The organism is Paraburkholderia sp. RL17-383-BIF-A, assembly GCF_046028015.1.
Classification (GTDB): domain Bacteria; phylum Pseudomonadota; class Gammaproteobacteria; order Burkholderiales; family Burkholderiaceae; genus Paraburkholderia.
This window is the reverse complement of sequence record NZ_JARESR010000028.1, coordinates 26,009-40,335: the sequence shown is the minus strand read 5'-3', so window position 1 is coordinate 40,335 and position 14,327 is coordinate 26,009. Positions and strand designations below refer to the sequence as shown.

11 protein-coding genes are annotated in these 14,327 nt (G+C 59.5%); 6 read left to right on the top strand and 5 right to left on the bottom strand.

Features of this window, described 5'->3' with window-relative positions:
- Position 1 precedes the first annotated feature (1 nt).
- On the bottom strand, positions 2-1,201 hold the full coding sequence (locus P0D71_RS26615; RefSeq protein ID WP_091805315.1) for a glycine C-acetyltransferase: 1,200 nt from the start codon (positions 1,199-1,201) through the stop codon (positions 2-4).
- Between the two features lie 149 nt (positions 1,202-1,350).
- Here P0D71_RS26615 and P0D71_RS26610 point away from each other — a divergent pair, with 149 nt between their 5' ends.
- The 3 genes from P0D71_RS26610 to P0D71_RS26600 all read left to right on the top strand — a co-directional run bounded on the left by P0D71_RS26610 (position 1,351) and on the right by P0D71_RS26600 (position 3,643).
- A complete protein-coding gene (locus P0D71_RS26610; protein WP_408352293.1) occupies positions 1,351-1,989 on the top strand; it encodes a helix-turn-helix domain-containing protein in 639 nt (212 codons plus the stop codon).
- A 113-nt stretch (positions 1,990-2,102) separates the two neighbouring features.
- Positions 2,103-2,501, top strand: coding sequence for a DUF2471 family protein (locus P0D71_RS26605; RefSeq protein WP_091805320.1), 399 nt, complete (start codon positions 2,103-2,105; stop codon positions 2,499-2,501).
- A 59-nt stretch (positions 2,502-2,560) separates the two neighbouring features.
- A complete protein-coding gene (locus P0D71_RS26600; protein WP_408482893.1) occupies positions 2,561-3,643 on the top strand; it encodes a tyrosine-type recombinase/integrase in 1,083 nt (360 codons plus the stop codon).
- Positions 3,644-3,714: 71 nt separating this feature from the next.
- Here P0D71_RS26600 and P0D71_RS26595 read toward each other — a convergent pair whose 3' ends face one another.
- Entirely contained in the window at positions 3,715-4,920 is a 1,206-nt protein-coding gene (locus P0D71_RS26595) for a DNA-binding protein (RefSeq protein ID WP_408482891.1), read from the bottom strand.
- Between the two features lie 2,090 nt (positions 4,921-7,010).
- On the opposite strand from P0D71_RS26595, the gene P0D71_RS26590 reads away from it, so the two are divergent.
- Complete coding sequence (locus tag P0D71_RS26590; protein ID WP_408188033.1) at positions 7,011-8,360, top strand: replication initiation protein; 1,350 nt, start codon at positions 7,011-7,013, stop codon at positions 8,358-8,360.
- Positions 8,361-8,417: 57 nt separating this feature from the next.
- On the opposite strand, the gene P0D71_RS26585 is transcribed toward P0D71_RS26590, so the two are convergent.
- The gene (locus P0D71_RS26585) at positions 8,418-9,476 is read right to left on the bottom strand and encodes a ParB/RepB/Spo0J family partition protein (protein WP_408294679.1); all 1,059 of its coding nucleotides are present in this window, start codon (positions 9,474-9,476) and stop codon (positions 8,418-8,420) included.
- 25 nt (positions 9,477-9,501) lie between these two features.
- Complete coding sequence (gene parA / locus P0D71_RS26580) at positions 9,502-10,164, bottom strand: ParA family partition ATPase (protein WP_007178644.1); 663 nt, start codon at positions 10,162-10,164, stop codon at positions 9,502-9,504.
- 1,174 nt (positions 10,165-11,338) lie between these two features.
- On the opposite strand from parA, the gene arsC reads away from it, so the two are divergent.
- A complete protein-coding gene (gene arsC / locus P0D71_RS26575) occupies positions 11,339-11,698 on the top strand; it encodes an arsenate reductase (glutaredoxin) (RefSeq protein ID WP_408482889.1) in 360 nt (119 codons plus the stop codon).
- Between the two features lie 36 nt (positions 11,699-11,734).
- Here the strand turns inward: arsC and P0D71_RS26570 are convergent, their stop codons facing one another.
- Positions 11,735-12,721 carry a sulfonate ABC transporter substrate-binding protein gene (locus P0D71_RS26570; RefSeq protein ID WP_408482887.1) on the bottom strand — a complete coding sequence of 329 codons (987 nt, stop codon included), beginning with the start codon at positions 12,719-12,721 and terminating at the stop codon, positions 11,735-11,737.
- A gap of 229 nt (positions 12,722-12,950) precedes the next feature.
- On the opposite strand from P0D71_RS26570, the gene P0D71_RS26565 reads away from it, so the two are divergent.
- On the top strand, positions 12,951-14,327 hold the full coding sequence (locus P0D71_RS26565; protein WP_408482885.1) for a GntT/GntP/DsdX family permease: 1,377 nt from the start codon (positions 12,951-12,953) through the stop codon (positions 14,325-14,327).

Here is a 14,327-nt window from a genome sequence, read left to right as displayed (position 1 = left end):
ATCAGATCACACCGAGTTCACGGCCGACGCGCGCGAATGCATCCACCGCCCGGTCGATCTGCTCGCGCGTATGCGCGGCGCTCATCTGCGTGCGAATGCGCGCGCGGCCTTTCGGCACCACCGGGAACGAGAAGCCGATCACGTAGACGCCTTCCTTCAGAAGTGCATCGGCCATTTTCGAAGCCAGTTGCGCGTCGCCGAGCATGACCGGAATGATCGGATGTTCGCCGGGCACGAGCGTGAAGCCGAGCGCGCTCATCTTGCCGCGGAAGTGGGCGCCGTTTTCGCGCACGCGTGCGCGCAGTTGCGCGCCTTCCTCGCTGGCCAGCAGTTCGAGCACCTTGAGCGATGCGGCGGCAATGCTCGGCGTCAGCGTGTTCGAAAACAGATAAGGACGTGAGCGCTGCCGGAGCAACTCGACGATCTCTTTGCGCGCGGCTACATAGCCGCCCGAAGCGCCGCCCAATGCCTTGCCCAGCGTACCGGTGATGATATCGACGCGCGACAGCACGCCGCAATGTTCCGGCGTGCCCCGTCCGTGTTCACCGACAAAACCCACCGCGTGCGAGTCGTCGACCATCACGAGCGCGCCGTAACGGTCGGCCAGATCGCAGATGCCGGCGAGGTCGGCGATGATGCCGTCCATGGAGAACACGCCGTCGGTGGCGATCAGCTTGAAGCGCGCGCCAGCAGCGTCCGCTTCGATCAGTTTCGCTTCGAGATCGGCAAGATCGTTGTTCTTGTAGCGAAAGCGCTTCGCCTTGGAAAGCCGCACACCGTCGATGATGCTCGCGTGATTCAGTTCGTCGCTGATGATCGCGTCGTTTTCGTCGAGCAAGGTTTCGAACAGGCCGCCATTCGCATCGAAGCAACTGGAGTAAAGAATGCAGTCGTCGGTTTGCAGAAACGCGGCAAGCGCTTTTTCCAGATCCTTGTGCACGGTTTGCGTGCCGCAAATGAAGCGCACCGACGCCATGCCGAAGCCGTCGGTATCCAAACCTTGCTTGGCGGCGTCGATCAATCGTGCGTCGTCGGCGAGGCCCAGATAGTTGTTCGCGCAGAAGTTCAGCACGGACGTGCCGTTGGCAAGACGGATGTCAGCCGATTGCGGGCTGGCAATCACGCGCTCGTTCTTGTAAAAACCGTCAGCGCGAATCTGCTCGAGGGTGTCGCGCAAATGGGCGAGGTAAAGGTCACGCATGAACCAGACTCCTGAAATGGGTGAAAGCGCCCGTGTCAGCGTGTTCGGCATGTGCGACCACGGAGCGGCCTGTTATAGTCGGCTGTCAGTTTTATCGGATATTTTCGTTTTTCCGAACTAAAATCCGGTATGTCGAACAACTCTAAACGATGGGTCAGGAAATGGCAAGTTCGGGTATCCGCCGCGCCGCGGCCAACGCGGCACCCGCCTCAGGCGCAACCGCGGTCCCCGCAATCGCGGCGCCGCCGCGCGTCGGCGAGCAGATTCAGCGCTTACGCGCCGAACGGCGCATGACGCTCGACGACCTGTCGCGCGCTGCCGGTGTGTCGAAATCGATGCTCTCGGAGATCGAACGCGATAAGGCCAATCCAACCATTGCGGTCGCCTGGCGCCTGACTAACGCGCTCGGCGTCAGCCTCGATTCGCTGTTCGCGCCGCAAAAGACGCCGGAAGCGATCGCCGTCTCCGGTCCGCACGAGATTCCCACCTTGAGCGGGCACGATGCCAAGTATCAGTTGCGCGTGTGGGGGCCGATCGATCTCGCCGGCAAGTTCGAGTGGTATGAATTGACGCTGCAGCCGGGCGGGGCGTTGGCTTCGAACGCGCACGAGCCTGGCACGCGCGAGCATCTGACCGTGCTGCACGGATCGATCGAGATAGAGGCGGCCGGCACGACGAAACGGCTCAAGGCGGCGGACACCGCGCGCTATGTCGCCGACGAACCGCATGCTATCCGCAACGCCGGCAAGGGCGAGGCGAAGGCGCTGCTCGTCGTGATACACGGCTGATCGTCAGGCAGTCAGGCGCGCCGTGACTAGCAGTTGGCGGAATCGGGACTTCAGACAAGGTTGCATCGAGCACTGTATATTTGTACAGTACAGGGTATCGATTGGAGCCGATAATGAACAACCTGATAACCGACTCGACCGACCATGCTCTGGCCGCGCTGCGCTATCAAACCGCAGCGCGCGATCTCGAACGCATCGTGCGCAACATTGCCGCGCGCTACATCGTGCAGGAGGTGCCGCTCACATGGCGGTTGCTGCATGCCATCGAAGCCGAAGCGCTCGCCGATCTCGGGTTCGCCAGCCGGCACGACGCGTTGATGCTGGGACTCTTTCAGCGGCCATCCGATCTGCCTTATCCGGAAACGGATGAGGCAGTCGACTTTGGTACCTCCACGGCATTGCCGGCGGTTTTCGCGTTCGCAGTGAGCGCCTATGAAGAGGCGGCACGCCGCGCTGCACAACCGTCACCGCAGAATGCGCCTCTCAAGCGCGCACGCGCCTGGGGCGACTAAAGGCTGCATTTCCGTCCGTTGCCACCTACAATAGGTGCAACTAACGGAAATATGAGCTCATGTCTCCCCCTCATCTGACTGACCCCGTGCCTCGCCCGGCGCCTTCCACGGACCTCTTCGATCAACAACGTGAAGACTGGCGACGTGACCCGCAAATCGCTTTCGACGCATGGCTTGCCAAGCAGCATTTTCGGCGTTCTTCCGCTGAAGTCTATCAGGCGCAGTGGGGGCTTTTTCTCGATTGGCTGGGCATGCGCCAGAAGAGTCTGGCCACGGTCGATGCTCACACGATTGCCGAATTCGCCGCCGGGCTCGACGTACGAAAGACTCAGCGCGTACGCTATTTGCGACTGATCGAACGCGTACTCGATCATGTGCGGGAAATCGAATCGGCTTCGACCAATCCGGCGCGCTTCATTGCTCAGGATGGCGAAGCAGCGTGGCGCAACGCGCGCGATAACGAGCCGACTGGCTTTCTCAGCCACGCCGAACGAACCGCGTTGATTGCACATCTGTTTTCACCATTGCCGAATCTGTCCGTGGCGCAGCGTTGGCGAGAGCGGCGCGACCGTGCGTTGATCGCCGTGTTCTTAGGTGGTGGATTGAAAACCGGTGAAGCCGCTTCGCTTACGGTTAGTTGCGTGATCGTCGGCTCGCCCTGGGTGACGATCGAGTCCCCGAATCCCATGCTCACGCGGCGCACACGGCTCGCACCGTTCGCCGCAGCGATTCTCGATGCATGGCTCGCCGAAAGGCGTCTTTCGGATTTGGCCGGCAATCTGGTTTTTCCGGCATCGCCCTCTGGAAGGCCCATGCATAAAGCCACCATGCTGCGCGCGGTGGACGCCTTGATCGATGGCGCGGGAATTGCCGCATCGAGGGCGTCGCGAGCCAGTCCGCAGACATTGCGCAACACTTTTGCGGCGGATCTCTTCGAGAGCGGGGTCGAGGCGGAACTGGTCGGGCAATGGCTGGGATTTGTGCAGGCGGTGTCAGCAAACCGGCTGTATCGCGCCTGGCAAAACTGGGTGGATCAGCAGGATTCTCCTGCGGCGGATATTCCGGATCCGGCCGTTCCTCCGTTGGCCGCACCTAGGCGTGACGGGCGTTTGATGAGGAAAAGGGGAGCTGGCGAGTCCTGAAGTTCCTCACCTTTCGAGTCCCGAATTTCCTCACCTTTGCCACTTTATCCGCTATTGCGGCGCGTCAAACGTCATGCGGAGGCCGGAATCGCTCCGCTCGACTGAAACCGGCGAACGGCCTCTAGCCTTGATTCGCCGAGGCCCGACGAGTGATCGCACTCGGGACATTGCAGCTCGAAACGGTGATCCACTTGCGACAACTCCGGCTCACCTTCTTCGCATTTGGGGCATCGCAGCGGCAGGGCCACATGACCGTCCGCCGCGGTGCCGATCATTCTCAATTCGTCGTCCGTGAGCCGGCCAGCTTCGACCAGTGAGCAGAGTAGGCCGGCGATTGCGGGATCAATACCTTGCTGGCCGCGTAAAACTTCTACCTCTTTTGTCAACGCATCGACTTCGTCGGATTGCTCGCGCAGTTGGGCGTCGAGTCGGTCGCCGCGCGCCTTGGCCGACGCGATCTGCTGAATAAATTCAAATTCTTTGCGACTCGCGTCGCGGAGACCGGACTGGTAGGTGGCCGCCATGCTGCGCAACGAATCGAGTTCGACCAACATCGGTTTGACGCGCCGCTCGGCTTCAGCCACTGCATCCTTGATCTGCTGCGCATAGTGTTCCGTGCTTTGGCGTAGTTCGACGTGCAATGCGTCGATCCGGTCCCGCAGCGTCGCATTGGTCGCGAATTCGTTGTCGAGACGTTGACGAAGCGCTTCGTTTTCTTGATCAAGCCGGCGCACTGTTGCCTGTAACCCCTCTTGGTGAGCGTTGCCGTGCGTGGTCGCGCTCGATAACTCGGTCTCGAGGGCGCGAGCGCGCTCCCAGCCTGCCTCCGCTCGAAGTTCGCTGCGCTTGATCGCGTCTTCGGATGCTTGCTGGCGAATTTCCGCTTCTCGAGCACGCTGATCGGCCGCGGCGATTTGCGCGTGCATTTCCTCACGTTCTTCAGCGAGCGTCGCACGGGCGTGTGTGACGGCTTCTTCGAAAAGTGCGCCGAGTAATTCACCGGCACGGTCTTCCAATGCTTTGGGGATAGCGCCGGCGCCAACTTTCACGCGCGACACATTTCGGATGCGCTCCCAGAAGTGGTCGATGTCTTTTGGGATATCGCTCGCGCTGCCGGTCTGGGTCAGATCGCGAACCGCTGCCATGGATGGGCGAATGCCCAGATCGAAAAAGAGTCGCTTGCACGCATGTAGCGAAAGATCTTGCCGACGAGCCCCGTTGGCGCGCAGCGCTTCAAGCTCTCTCCGAATGGTTTGCCGTTCCTGATCCAGATTCATGAATACCTCGATGTCGCTCGAATTGGATAGATCATAACAATTTACGTATTGTTTGCTACGTATTTGTCTTGGTCGATCATGAATCGGCAAAAAGGCGTGCTTGGGTGGCCGATGTGCAGTGACGGATTAGTACTACCGGGATATTTCCGTGAAACAAAACGAAGAATAGCCAATAAGCTCTTGTAAAGAAAGAGCTTTTAAAGCTTTTCCAGCGATCGCGTACTGTTTCACGAACATGTCGTGGAGTCTACTTCGGTTGGAAGGCTTTGTCCGAAGGACACGCGGGGTGAAATTCTAGAGAGTAATAAAAGTAAACACCTTTGAACCCATGTTAAAAACGTTAACGCCACGGCAAAGCCTTATCTGGCAAGGCTTCCAGCCTGGTAAGGTGAAGCTTTGCGGGAGAGGTGGTGAGGTCTTGCGGGATTCTCGAGTGATGAGGTTCGGGGGCCTCGGTGAGCGGGTCCGGGACAGAACGTGAGCGGGTTCAGGAACCACCCCCAAAGTGCAGTAGAGGCAAAGGTGAGGGTTTGCGGGACCTGAATCCCCTGGATCGCCCGGCCATGCGTAAAAGTCAGTTCGAGGTTTGGTAACAGGTAAGGTGAGCGCTTTCGGGATGCGCGCCGAGGCTCAATTCTGGCCTTATTTTGAGCTCGTTTACCCCATTGGTGAGTCAAGTCGGGAGAAAACGGGAACCGAAGGTGAGGTTTTACGGGGCACGGGTGGCGTTTTTGCCTTATTTCTGTGCATTCCGGCACTTGAGGTGAGGGTTTTCGGGACTGAGGCTGTGTTTCGACCTGACCTTCGGTGTGTTGTTGATGAGGTTCGTCGATCCCCGGGATGACTAAGGTGAGGAAATTCGGGAGGCAGGCTTCTGCGTGAGGAGCCGCCTACGAAATGTGCTCGAATCGCGGTAAAGGTGAGAGTTTTCAGGAGTCTTTTTACGGGCGCGTGATCCGTGAGGTGAGTAAATACGGGATCAAAATGCCTGTTATAGGCCGGAAAGGCTCTGCTGACGGCACCGAATCCGATTCTGTTTTGTGGTCGAAGAATTCGAATGGTGAGGTTTTTCGGGACCGTCGTGGCGGCGATCGGCAATGCCGCATTTCACCGAAATGCGCTTTAAGGTGAGACTTTACGGGAGCTGTCCCAGATAGCATCGCGAATACATAAAACTTAAGTCATTGAAATAATTGATTAATTTGTGCGTGTTTCGCAAAGGTGAGGTTTTTCGGGGGCTCTATTTGCAGGTGGGATGATCCCTCCGGATGCCTCTGAGGTGAGGCTTTTCGGGACGGTTTTTCGATGGTTTGGGGGCCCATCACCTCTGGAGGCCGCGTCGTTCCAAGCGCTCCACCAGCGTTAAGGTGAGCTTTTTCGGGGGATTTGAGACGATCGAGCGAACCCGTCGAGTTGGGCGCTCTGGTTAGGTACCGCCAATATGGCGTGCACAAGTGGTAGTTGTAGCGATGCGCGAAAGGCAATTGCGCCGGTGTCCCGACTAGGCGATCCAGTGCCATGCTTGCGTTGGCTGTGCGGGGCCTCTCTCGACCGGGGATTGCGTCGCGTGGACGCCAGAGGCTAGAGGGCGGGGCCGTATTAGGGCTGCGAGAGGCTTGTAGCCGGTCTGACGCCTGTTGTTGCGCGGTGCACGTCCCGGCGTACGGGCTAGCCCAGGTGACGCCGATTCAACGCTTCGCTTGCGGGCTTCACACGTTTTGCGCCGGCGCTCCCCTCCCCTGCTGCCAACGATGGTCGAGTCTTGTTCATCAGTTTGAGCGGTGCGAGATTGCACCCGGTCCGCGAGCGCGCCACGCATCGAAATTCGCGAAAATTTTTGAGGTGAGAAGATTCGGGAGGGAATCGCATGCGTTCGTCCGCGGCGCACAAATGGCCCGAAATTGCCAAGTCCGCGACCTGCAAGGATGCCCCGAACCTGGCGCGAAATAGCTGAGGTGAGGGTTTTCGGGAGTTGCTGGAGGTGAGTCGCACCTCGTAAACTCACTTCACCGCGAACGGTGAGACCTACGCTATAGACGGGTATCACCGCAGCCGGTATGCTCTCGCCAAATCCCTCCTCGACCAGACGCATGGCCACGAAGCGCGCCAAGAAGACCGATGTAGTCAGCCCGAGTTCGGCCGAATTGCGCAAAGCCGTCGAGGCGATCGCGATTCAGCCCAAGAGCGGCAAAATCACGCTCCTCACCCGCAAGCTGTTCAACGTGCTTCTCGCGGTGGCCCAGCAAGCAGACGAATCGGGGGACACCTATCGGGCCTTGCTGTCCGACATCGTCGCGAACTCGGCGTTTGATTCCAACGACACAGCGCTCGTCAAGGAGCACTTGCGGCGTATGGTTTCGGTGCAGGTCGAATGGAGCACTGGCACGTCCAGCCAGAAGCCGGGTCGGAAATGGGGTATTTCCACGCTGATCGCCGACGCTGAAATTCTCGAAGATCCCACCACCCGTCGCGTCTGGGTGGAATTCTCGTTTGCGCCGAAGATCAAGAAGAAGCTGCTCGATCCGGTTCAGTACGCGCGTCTGAGTCTCCAGTTCCAGAGTCAACTTCGTAGTAGCGCGGGTCTCGCGCTTTACGAGATTTGCGTGCGCTACCTGACCAACCCGAGTCACCTGACGATGCGCGAGACGTGGGAATGGTGGCGCCCTATCCTCTCCGGCACGCCGGACACGGAAGCGGGAGATGAGGCGAAGCGCGAGTACAAGTATTTCAAGCGTGACTATTTGCGCCCGGCTATTGCCGAGGTCAACGCCGTCACCAATATTTTCGTCGAACTGATCGAACATCGCGAAGGACGCCGCGTCGCCGAAATCCAGTTTCGCGTGACCGAGCGCAAGCAACCCATGCTCGCACTCGACGAACATCCGAACGTGTTCGACAGCACGCTGGTCGACCGTATGGTGAAGATCGGCATCCCGCTGAAAGAGGCGCAAACGCTGTACGCCGATAGCGAAGAAAATCGCATTCGCGCCGCGCTTCAGATGACCGAGCAACGCATGCGCAGCACGTCGTTGCCGCCAGTGCGCAGCGCGCCGGCGCTGTTCAAGGACGCGTTGAAGAAGGGTTATGCGCCGCCGGTCGAAGCGCTGCCGTCCGGTAGCGGTGGCAAGGCCGCGGTGGCTGCGCCGGCCGACGACCTCAAGGCCCGACTGCTTGGCGAGTATTCGGCATATCGCCGCAAGGAAGCGCGCGAGTTGTACGACGAGCAAGGTGAGTCCGAGCGGGAGATCGCGCGGCAGTCGTTTGAGGAAGATGAACTGCCGGGACTCGGCACACATATGCGCGACGACTGGCGCCGTCGCGGGTTGGATTCGAAGATTGTCGAGACGGCATTCTTCGATTGGCTGGCTCGCAAGACTTGGGGTGAACCTACCGACGGGGACTTGCTTGCCTTCACGCTGAGCCAATCGCGCGCGGCGTAATCGAGCGGAGTGTGGGGCTGTCGATGTCGCCCCACCCCACCTCTGTATCAGCCCTTCTTACTTCAGCATCTTCTCAATCTGGCGAAGGATGTCGTCACGCTTCTCGCGCGTGAGCCCTTTCAAGCGCAGTTCGATTCGATCATCCCCGTACGATTTGAGATCACCGACCGATACACCGTCGAGTTTGATTTCCAGACGTTGCGCGTAGCGTTGGCGGCCTGCCGGTTTAGTGCTTTCCTGTGCGCTGGCTCTTCCTTTGACGATGTCAGCGACTTGCCGCGTGCTCAGATCGTCCGAGAGGATCTTGTTGATCAGACGCAGGGTTGCGTCGGCTCCACGAGCTGCATGGTAACGACCCACCTGATAGGCCATGTTCGAGCCGAAGCGGTCCGGTCGCGCGACCATCTCATGCATGACGACCTCGGGCAATTTGGAGATCGACAAGGCGACGGCCACCGTCGATTCGTCCAACCCGAGGTGTTCGGCGAGTTCCTTCTGACTTTGAAAATGCCGATCGTCGAGAAAGCGCCTCCATACAACCGCATTGTCGAACACGGTCTGCGAATCGCGTTGGACGTTGAGGTCGTAGCCGAGCTTGTAGCTCTGGATACCAATGGGCAGATCGATGACGGTCGCCTTCACCGATTCCTTGTTCGCTTCCTTCAATGCGCGCACCCGCCGTCCGCCATCGCTGACGAAATAGGTGCCGGGATTGTCGTAATCCGGAATGACGTGGATTGCCTGCTGCTGCCCCTGCTTTGCCAGGTTGACAGCGAGTTCGGCAATCGACGACTTCAGATAGAAATGCCGCGGATTGAACGGGCTAGGCTTGATCGTTTTGAGCGCCAGCTCGATGATCTGTCCCGGCCGGTAGCCGTGCTCAATCCGCCATGCGCGGTAGGCTGCGGATTCATTGGCAACATCGACGGCGTCGACTTCGGCAACGCTCTGCGACGGCGCAACGGGCGCGCCGATGCGCGCCGCTGCTTCGCTATTCCTGGGGTCATTCTTAACCAGACCGTCGATTGCATTCAGCCGATCGAGCGCGGTTCGCTTTTCGCTGCTGGTCGAATCAGGACGTGCTTGAAAGCCTTTGGCGAATTGGGAGGGTTTCATTCAGGGTCCTTTATGCGCATAAATTTTACGGGAGCAAAGCGGCGATCTCATTCGCGCACGCCCGTACTTCAATGGCGGCAAGCTTGGCGCCGCGATCGTTCATCTGAAGCACTGTCTGCCCTAAAGCCATGGCCTGCTTATAGGCCTCGCGAGTCGGAATCTGTGTCTTGAGCAACGGAAACCCAAGTTCTTCTAACGCACGCTTTAGTTCGCGCGTCAGCATCCGCTTTTCTTCGGTCTTGTTGAGGAGGAATACGGCACGCAGGTCTTCATTCATGAGCTGCGCTTGCTGGACGAGCTTCACCAGTCCAATACTCGACCAATAGTCTGCAGGCGATGACGATGTCGGAATCACGGCAACGCTCGCGGCGAGCAGAACCACACCGGAGACTTTCTCAGTGATAGAAGGTGGGCAATCGACGACGATGATGTCGTAGTCAGCCACGAACTTCTTGATTTCGCGATGAATCTGGCTCCCGGCTTCGGAGAGATTGACGACGGGAAAGGGGATGCCGGTATCGCCGTCGGATGATGCACTGGCCCAGTGGATCAATGTGTTTTGGCCGTCTGCGTCGACGACAAGAACGCGTTTGCCCTTCTCATGAAACGCAGCGCCCAAGTGCATCGCGATAGTGCTCTTCCCGACCCCACCCTTCTGCTGAGTTACCGCGATGATTTCTGCTGCCAATCTTCACCTCCTCTTTTTAGACGCAGATGGATTTTACCTGGATGATTTTGTATTTCAATCGTTTTTGTGTAAACGCGATAAGGATTAGCCGTTTGGGATAGGTTTATGCGCATAAAGGAGGAGCGGCGTAGCGATGCAGACGTTGCCGAAGTGACGGGATGCTTGCGGGCGCTACGCGTGCACGGCGGATACCGCTGGGTCATAACGACGGGCGGTGGCCTAGGTCTAATAGCCACTTCGCGCTTGGAGGTGCTCTTGCCGTTTAGCGAACTCGGCGCAAGGCAGTGGCCGCAGAGTTGCGGTTGCTCGACGCGTGCATCGATGGTCGGGCGACTTGGGTTGGTTGTGAGCGCACAGATAGGTCCGCGTATGCCGGCCAAAAAAATTTATGCGCATAAAGTGGCCGCAGGGCAGCTGTGCCGATGGCGACTCGCGCGCGCGAGTGGTGTCTACGCTTTGAAGTGTCAGCACGGCGATCGAAGTTCCGGACCTCGCGCATACAGCCGGTAGCCGAGAGCCGAGAGCCGAGAGCCGAGAGCCGAGAGCCGAGAGCCGAGAGCCGAGAGCCGAGAGCCTGGCCTCGCCTGCAGAAGGCTCAACAGCGCCATGCCTGCAAAGATCGATCTACGACGCGAGAGAGATGGTTTCGAAACACCGGTACACGCGCTTTATGCGCATAAATCGAAAACTCCAACCACCAAAAACAAAAGCGCCCACTCAGAATTCGACGGCGTCCTGGTATAGGCCGTGTGCCCATGACATTTGCGAATGAAAGAGGCCAGTCTATATGGTGTTCAAGCGTGCACGACTCTGTGCGAGCTCACGAGATTGGGCCCATGCAAAAGTAGCCCATGCGCTAAAAACCTAGCTCGGTACAGCGCGCTAGGCGCCAATCCGCCCGCGTCAAAAACTCGCTTTGGACTCGAACCCCAAAAAATAACACCCTCAACGTAAAAGCCCAGCCGAGCATTCTCATCATCCCTCGCACGCGAGATGAACAAAGCCTCCTGCTTCGGCCGATCAGAGGCGTGCAATAACCCCCCGAGCCCGCAAATACGAATGCTTCGCGGCAGCGCACCTCCCCGCCCGCTAAAATCCTTACCCAACAACCGACCCACCCGGCCATCGCCTCCATGCACGCGAGACCGACGGCCACCACTACCCCAGCCAACCCATGATCACGATCTATCACAACCCCCGCTGCTCAAAATCGCGCGCCGCGTGCGAGCTCATTACCACCACCTACAACAACGCAAACGAAGCAACGGAAATCGTCGAATACCTCAAGCATCCCCTTAATGTTGAACAGCTCAAGCAACTCAACGCGCAACTAGGCTGCGCAGTCCGTGACATGATCCGCGACACCGAAGCCGAGTACAAAGAACTCCGCCTCTCCGACGTCTCGCTGACCGACACTCAGTTATACGAAGCATTGGCGAACCATCCCATTCTTCTGCAACGGCCAATTGTCGTGCGAAACGGGCGCGCCGTGATCGGCCGCCCGCCCGAAAACGTCGCCGCGCTATTCGCCTGAATGGCCTAAAAGAGCGAGCAAGCGGACGCCGGCTGTCTATACCTTGCTAGCAGGCAAGGTGGCATCCTTAGTCACGATCTTCGTCGGGATGATGTGCAATTCGCTGAACGTGTCAGCGATATGTTGTTGTTCCGCGAGCACGCTCGCATCGACGGGTTTGTAGACGTGCGCGTAGTGCCGCAAGCCCGCTTCGATCACGCCGGCGTCGAGCCCTTGAATCGGCGCGAGCTGTGCGGCGGCCTCGCTGTAGTGTCCCCGCACCCACGCTCCCTCTTTACCGACTTCGTCCATCGTGATCGCGAGCACATCGCCGTTCTGTTGCGCAAACGACCGTGCGCTCAGGAAGAACTGATGATGGCTCACGATCCCCTCGCCATCCGCAAGCAAGCGCGCATTCGACTGGCGCTTTGCCGCTTCGAGGAATGGATCCCAGATCGCCCAGGCATCGATCGCGCCGCGCTCGAAGGCCGCGCGGGCATCGGCGGGCGCCAGGGTGACCGGCTGAATGTCGCTGTACTTCACGCCGTTTTTCTGCAAGGCCGCAACCAGAAACCAGTGAACATCCGAGCCCTTGTTGAAGGCGATCTTCTTGCCCTTCAGATCGGCCAACGTTTTGATCGGCGCGTCCTGATGCACCAGGATGCCTTCGGCGTGCGGCGTCGGAATTTCATAGGCGACGTAGACGAAGTTCGCGCCGGCGGCCTGTGCGAACACCGGCGGCGCCTCGCCGACATAGCCGAAGTCGATGGCGCCGACATTCAGTCCTTCGAGCAACTGCGGCCCCGCAGGAAACTCGGTCCATTTGACAGTGATGCCGAGCGGCGCGAGACGCTTTTCGAGCGTGCCGTGCGACTTCAGCAATACCAGCGTATTGGCGGCTTTCTGATAGCCGATGCGGAATTCTTTGGCGTGCGCATCGGCGGCAAAGACGGATGGGGAGACGACGGGCAGCGTGGCGGCGGCCAGCGAAGCGCCCACACCAGCGATAAACGCGCGGCGCGTGAGCAGTGGATGACGTGACATAAAGATGCTCGTTATGAGGACGGACGCGAAACGGACCGGTTGGCTCCGACAATAATTCGTCTGCAAGCCTGGACGAACCGATAAATTCGCATAAGCAAATCACGCGAGCGAACGAAGTTTGCCGGACCTCGATCTCGCCGCCTTCCTGCGTTGAACCACCGCCCGTCGCTACAATTCGGCATCCGCGCGCAACTGCGGCTGCGTCACTCTCTCGACCAAAAGGGACACTGTGCATCTGACAACAACACTCGCGCCGTGGTCATCACACGACACCCAATTGATCCTCTCTTGCGCGCTCGGGCTCGCACTGATCATCGTTTTCATCAGCGTGCTGAAGCTCGCGCCGTTTCTGTCGATCCTGGTCGGCACGTTCGCGGCAGGCTTTTCCGCCGGCCTGCCGCTCGAGGCCGTCGCCAGCGCGTTCAGTAAAGGCGCCGGCGCGTTGCTCGGCGACGTCGGCATCATCATTGCGCTCGGCGCCATGCTCGGAGCGCTCATGGCCGAATCCGGCGCCGCCGACCGTCTCGTCTCAACCATTCTCAAGCACTCCACGCCGCGTACGCTGCCGTGGATGATGGCGCTCGTCGCGCTGATCATCGGCTTACCGCTTTTCTTCGAAGTCGGCCTCGTCATGATGGTGCCGATCATCTTCGTCATGGCGCGCCGTTCGCAGCAGCCGATCCTGCGTATCGCGATTCCGGCGCTGGCCGGCATGACCACGCTGCATGCGCTGCTGCCGCCGCATCCGGGTCCGCTGATCGCGGTGAGCGCGCTGCATGCGGACCTCGGCCTGACGCTCGGTCTAGGCCTGATCGTCGCGATTCCCGCGGTGATTCTCGCGGGTCCGCTCTATGGCATCTGGTTATCCAAGCGGATGCATGTCGCCGAGCCGGAAGAAATGGGCAAGCTCTTCAGCGGCAGGCAAGACACCGGCGAGCCGCCGAGTTTCGCGATCTCACTCATCACGATCCTGTTGCCGGTCGTGTTGATGCTGGGCCGCACGGTCGCCAAGCTGCTGCTTCAACCCGAGACGTTCCTGTTCAACACGCTGAATTTCCTGGGTGAGCCGTTGGTCGCGCTCGGCCTCACCGTGCTGTTCGCCGTGGTGGCGCTAGGTTGGTCGCGAGGCATGGCGCGCGACCGGGTCGGCGGCATTCTGCGCAAGAGCTTGCCGCCGATTGCCGCGCTGCTGCTGACCATCGGTGCCGGCGGCGGGCTCAAGCAGGCGCTGGTGGTAGCCGGTATCAGCACGACGATCGGCAAGATCGCGGTCGGCGCGCACATGCCACTGATTCTGCTGGCCTGGCTCATCGCCGTCGCGCTGCGCCAGGCGACGGGCTCGGCGACGGTAGCCACCACCACGACGGCGGGTATCGTGGCGCCGGTAGTCGCAGGTTTAAGCACGACGCACAATTCGCTGATGGCGCTCGCGATCGGCGCGGGCTCGGTGTTCTTCTGCCACGTGAATGATGCCGGTTTCTGGATGGTCCGCGAATACTTCGGCTTGCAATTGAAGCAGACCGTTCTGGTCTGGTCGGTATTGCAGACGATCGTGTCCGTCGTCGGGCTTGCGCTCACGTTTGCGTTATGGACGGTGCTCACGTAA

Excerpts from the sequence above, each read along its gene's own strand:
- P0D71_RS26615 (WP_091805315.1), bottom strand. The coding sequence starts at position 1,201 with ATGCGTGACCTTTACCTCGCCCATTTGCGCGACACCCTCGAGCAGATT.
- P0D71_RS26610 (WP_408352293.1), top strand. The coding sequence starts at position 1,351 with ATGGGTCAGGAAATGGCAAGTTCGGGTATCCGCCGCGCCGCGGCCAAC.
- P0D71_RS26605 (WP_091805320.1), top strand. The coding sequence starts at position 2,103 with ATGAACAACCTGATAACCGACTCGACCGACCATGCTCTGGCCGCGCTG.
- P0D71_RS26600 (WP_408482893.1), top strand. The coding sequence starts at position 2,561 with ATGTCTCCCCCTCATCTGACTGACCCCGTGCCTCGCCCGGCGCCTTCC.
- P0D71_RS26595 (WP_408482891.1), bottom strand. The coding sequence starts at position 4,920 with ATGAATCTGGATCAGGAACGGCAAACCATTCGGAGAGAGCTTGAAGCG.
- P0D71_RS26590 (WP_408188033.1), top strand. The coding sequence starts at position 7,011 with ATGGCCACGAAGCGCGCCAAGAAGACCGATGTAGTCAGCCCGAGTTCG.
- P0D71_RS26585 (WP_408294679.1), bottom strand. The coding sequence starts at position 9,476 with ATGAAACCCTCCCAATTCGCCAAAGGCTTTCAAGCACGTCCTGATTCG.
- arsC (WP_408482889.1), top strand. The coding sequence starts at position 11,339 with ATGATCACGATCTATCACAACCCCCGCTGCTCAAAATCGCGCGCCGCG.
- P0D71_RS26570 (WP_408482887.1), bottom strand. The coding sequence starts at position 12,721 with ATGTCACGTCATCCACTGCTCACGCGCCGCGCGTTTATCGCTGGTGTG.